The organism is Bradyrhizobium sp. PRIMUS42, assembly GCF_023006515.1.
Lineage (GTDB): Bacteria > Pseudomonadota > Alphaproteobacteria > Rhizobiales > Xanthobacteraceae > Bradyrhizobium.
This window is the reverse complement of sequence record NZ_JALBGZ010000688.1, coordinates 1-3,323: the sequence shown is the minus strand read 5'-3', so window position 1 is coordinate 3,323 and position 3,323 is coordinate 1. Positions and strand designations below refer to the sequence as shown.

General features: G+C 63.6%; 2 protein-coding genes and 1 pseudogene. 1 reads left to right on the top strand and 2 read right to left on the bottom strand.

The features are described 5' to 3' along the window. On the bottom strand, window positions 1-1,193 hold a 1,193-nt coding region (locus tag MOV75_RS31905; RefSeq protein WP_369010475.1), incomplete at its 3' end, for a M3 family oligoendopeptidase. Window positions 1,194-1,320: 127 nt separating this feature from the next. On the opposite strand from MOV75_RS31905, the gene MOV75_RS31900 reads away from it, so the two are divergent. Next, the gene (locus tag MOV75_RS31900) at window positions 1,321-2,817 is read left to right on the top strand and encodes a sigma-54 dependent transcriptional regulator (RefSeq protein ID WP_246930964.1); all 1,497 of its coding nucleotides are present in this window, start codon (window positions 1,321-1,323) and stop codon (window positions 2,815-2,817) included. Between the two features lie 288 nt (window positions 2,818-3,105). Here MOV75_RS31900 and MOV75_RS31895 read toward each other — a convergent pair. Continuing rightward, window positions 3,106-3,323: pseudogene (locus MOV75_RS31895) on the bottom strand (hypothetical protein); the annotation flags it as partial.

The window sequence follows — 3,323 nt, the reverse complement described above, 5'->3', positions numbered from 1 at the left end:
GGGTGCGAGAAGGCGCCCGGCGCCTTGCCCGGGCGCACCGGCGCGTCGATCCAGCGATCGGTGAAGAAGCGCTCGGCGATGTCAGCCATCTTGGGCGAGAAGCCGCGATAGGCCGTCAGCACCATGCTTCGCGCGTCAGGCCAGCCGATGATGTCGGTCGCCGCAAACGGCAGCGGCGCGTTGCGGTCCCAATAGGCCAGCTTCTTCTTGCCGAACCACTTCGCCTTCAGCGCGTAATAGCGGTGCGACAGCTTCGGATAGGCCGCGCGCACGGAGGCGACCAGCGCATCCACCACCTCTCGCTCGACGCGATTGTTCAGATGGCGGGAATCCGCGACGTCCTGGAAACCGCGCCAGCGGTCGGAGATGTCCTTGTCCTTGGCCAGCGTGTTGGTGATCAGCGCAAAGGTGCGCTCATTGGCCTTGAAAGTTTTCGCCAGCGCCTCCGCCGCGCTCTTGCGCTTGGAGCCGTCGCGGTCCTGCAACAGATTGAGCGTCGGCTCGATCGCCAGCTCCTTGGACCCGACCTTGAAGCGCAGGCTGGAGATGGTCTGGTCGAACAGCCGGTTGAAGGCGGAATAGCCGGTCTGCGCCTTCTCCAGGAAAAGCTGCTCGAGCTTGTCGTCGAGCTGATACGGCTTCTCCTTGCGCAGATCCTCGATCCAGGGCCGGTAATGTGCAAGCTCGGCGGCCTGTATCGCCCGGTTCAAGATATCGTCATCGATGCGGTTGAGCTCGAGCGCGAAAAACAGCAGATGCGTGGAGGCCGCCGTCAGCCGCTCGGAAACGTCGCCGTAAAACTTTGAAATCGCAGGGTCCACGCTATCGCCGGCATGAACGAGGCCGGCGTATGAGCCGAGACGGCCGGCAAGATCATCGATCGCCTCATAGCGTCGCACGGCTTCCGCGAGCCATTTTCCGCCATCTTCGTTTGCTGTCCCTGTCGCGAGCTTGCCCTTGTAGTCGGTCTCGAACGCGACGCAATCGGCATCCATCTTGTCGAGATCGCGCGCCACTTCCGGCGCATCGATCCCGGAATAGAGATCGGCGAGGTTCCACTCCGGAAGCTTGCCGGTTTTGCTCGCAGGCTTTGCGGAGGGTTTTGCCTTGGCGGATTTCTTGGCGACGGATTTCTTGACGGCTGGCTTGCGGAGAGCAGACTTCTTGAGAGCAGGCTTGGAGCTCGAATTCATTGTGTGGGAAACCTGTGTTCAACAATCGCGGCGGCGGGCTGGGGCATCAAGGTTTAAGAGTGCGTTAATCGGCTTCGGCCAGAGTGCCCCGATTCGAGACAGATAGTAGTAGCGTGCGGGGAACACCATGGCTGCCAGTATTTTGATCGCCGACGACGACGCCGTAGCCCGCCGGCTGGTCGAGAACATGGTGCAGAAATGCGGCTATGAGACGGTCGTCGTGGATTCCGGCGACGCCGCGATCGCCGCCCTCACCGCCCCCGACGCAGCGGCGATCGACGCCGTCATCCTCGATCTCGTGATGCCCGGCCTCGACGGCATGGGCGTGCTGGCGAAGATCCGCGAAGTCGGCCTCAGCGTCCCCGTCATCGTGCAGACCGCCCATGGCGGCATCGACAACGTGATCTCGGCGATGCGCGCCGGTGCGGCCGATTTCGTGGTCAAGCCGGTCGGTGTGGAGCGGCTCCAGGTCTCCTTGCGCAATGCTCTCAACGCCTCCGCACTCAAGGGCGAATTGCAGCGCATCCGGCACAGCCGCGAGGGCCGGCTGACCTTCTCCGACATCATCACCCGCTCCGAAGCGATGGCAGGCGTGATGCGCGCCGCACAGAAGGCGGCGAACTCCGCGATTCCCGTTCTGATCGAAGGCGAGTCCGGCGTCGGCAAGGAGCTTTTCGCGCGCGCCATCCATGGCAGCGGCGAGCGCAAGGCAAGGCCGTTCGTCGCCGTCAATTGCGGCGCGATCCCCGACAACCTCGTCGAGTCCATTCTGTTCGGCCACGAAAAGGGTGCTTTCACCGGCGCCACCGAGCGGCACATGGGCAAATTCGTCGAAGCCCATGGCGGCACGCTGTTTCTGGACGAGGTCAGCGAGCTGCCGCTGACCGCGCAGGTCAAGCTGCTACGGGCGCTCCAGGAAGGCGCGGTCGAGGCAGTCGGCGGCCGCAAGCCCGTCAAGGTCGACGTCCGCATCGTCTCGGCGACCAACCGCCGGCTGCTGGAGCGGGTGAAACAGGGACACTTCCGCGAAGACCTGTTCTATCGCCTGCACGTGCTGCCGCTGACGATCCCGTCGCTCCGGGCCCGGCGCGAGGACATCCCGCATCTGCTCCGGCATTTCCTGGCGCGCTTTGCCGCCGAGGAGAACCGCCAGATCACCGGCATCAGCGGCGAGGCCATGGCGCATCTCGCCCAGCTCGACTGGCCCGGCAACATCCGCCAACTTGAAAACGCGGTCTACCGTGCGGTGGTGATGAGCGAGGGCGACCAGCTCGGCCTCGGCGATTTCCCTCTGCTTGCCTCGCAGCCGCATCCCGGAACGGAGATTCCGACCGCGCCGTTGATGCTCGAGCCGGCGGCGACCCCTTCGGTGGTATCGGGTAACGAAATACCAATCGCGCCGCTCCCGGCCACGGGAACTCTTGCCATGCTGACCCCGACCGGCGATGTCCGCGCACTCGAGGATATGGAGAACGAGATCATCCGCTTCGCGATCTCGCATTATCGCGGCCAGATGTCCGAGGTGGCCCGCCGCCTCAAAATCGGCCGGTCCACCCTCTACCGCAAACTCGACGAGGCCGGGGTCCCCGGACATGGCGGGAAAAGCGGCGAAGAGACGCACTGAGCCTCATGCGAACGGAGGTTCGCGGGACGATGCGAGACCGGCTGTAAGCCATTAGCATGGCGACCGAATTTGGCGACCGCTTGAACCGTGACTTGGAAGTGACAGACACAGGGAAAAGCGCGTAGCGCAACCGCACAATCCGTTGCCAAGAGGCTCCCTTGAAGTCAGTTTGGCGTGAGTTGTCCCGGTTCGCGCTGGCTGCAAATCCGGGGCCTGTATATCGTCTGCGTATGAATCGTTGCGTGCAGGCGTGCAACTTTCGAGAGGCCGGCGCGATTTAGCCGAAGCTCATAGGCGATAACGAAGCTGTTCCACGAGGGACAGTTCACCCAAGGGGTGCGACACAATGCGTGACTGTTTGAACCACCGTGCGGGCTTTGACCGTGTCTTGATGACGGCCGCGGCAAAGGGATCGGCGCGGTTGAATGCCTCGACCTCGCCACGGCCCGGCGCCTCGATCAGGAACAGGCTGCCGATCATCGTCTGGCCATCGTCGGAGACGAGCG